This window comes from Streptomyces sp. SM1 (assembly GCF_002910825.1).
GTDB classification, from domain to species: Bacteria; Actinomycetota; Actinomycetes; order Streptomycetales; family Streptomycetaceae; genus Streptomyces; species Streptomyces okerensis.
In genome coordinates, this window is sequence record NZ_NEUB01000081.1 from 1 (window position 1) to 1,064 (window position 1,064).

At 76.1% G+C, this 1,064-nt stretch carries 1 protein-coding gene; it reads left to right on the plus strand.

The genetic code is table 11. The features are described from left to right. Positions 1-1,017: heparinase II/III-family protein (locus B9S61_RS01855; protein ID WP_258039503.1), on the plus strand; the 1,017-nt coding region annotated here is incomplete at its 5' end. Between the last annotated feature and the right edge of the window lie 47 nt (positions 1,018-1,064).

A 1,064-nucleotide genomic window follows, 5' to 3' on the forward strand; every position in this document is an offset into this window, starting at 1 on the left:
ACACCCGGCACACACCCCGGCCTCGCGGCGAACACGGACAGCCCGCACCAACCGACACCCGGCACACACCCCAGCCCCGCCACAGCCCTCGACCGATGGCTCCGCCCCACGTCCGGCACACGCCCCGGCCTCACGACAGCCCTGGGCCGATGGCTGCGCGGCACGACCGGCCGAGCCGACCGGCGGGGGCAGGCGGCGGACGCCGCCGTTCCCGGCCTCCGGACGGACGGCGGGACGCTGCGGACGGGATCCGCCCCCGCCGTGTCCCGTCCGGCGAGCCGGCCCGCCCACTTCGCGGACGCGGGGCTCACCGTCCTGCGCGGCCCGGGGGGCATCTGGTGCCGCTGCGACGGCGGTCCGCACGGGTTCCTGTCCATCGCCGCGCACGCCCACGCGGACGCGCTGTCCTTGGAGGTACGGCACGACGGGGTGGACGTGCTCGCCGATCCGGGGACGTACTGCTACCACGGGCAGCCCGAGTGGCGGCGGTACTTCCGCTCGACCCTCGGCCACAACACCCTGCAGCTGGACGGCTCGGACCAGTCCGTCTCCGGCGGCCCGTTCCTGTGGACCCGGCAGGCCCGCAGCCGCGTCCTGACCGTGGACACCTCCGGGGAGGACGTGGCCCGCTGGTGCGCCGAGCACGACGGCTACCGGCCGTCCGTACACCGCCGCCGGGTGGAACTGACGGCCTCCCGGCAGGAGTTGCGGGTGACCGACGAGGTGCGCGGCCCGCGCCGGGCCGTGCGCCTGGCGTTCCATCTCGGCCCCGCGGTCACCGCGGACCTGGTGGGCGACCGGGCGGTCCTCACCTGGGCCCGGGACGGCGAGGCCCGCTCCGCGGAGCTGGACCTGCCCTCCCGGTTGTCCTGGCAGGCGCACCGCGGCGAGAGCGACCCGCCGCTCGGCTGGTACTCCCCCGGCTTCGGCCGCAGGGAACCCGCCACGACGCTGATCGGCACCGGCTTCACCGACGGCACGGCGGGCTTCACCACCGTGCTCACGTTCAAGAGCTGAGAGGAGGAGACAGGTGGGGAGCACGTGGCGGCGCCGGGCGTTACCGC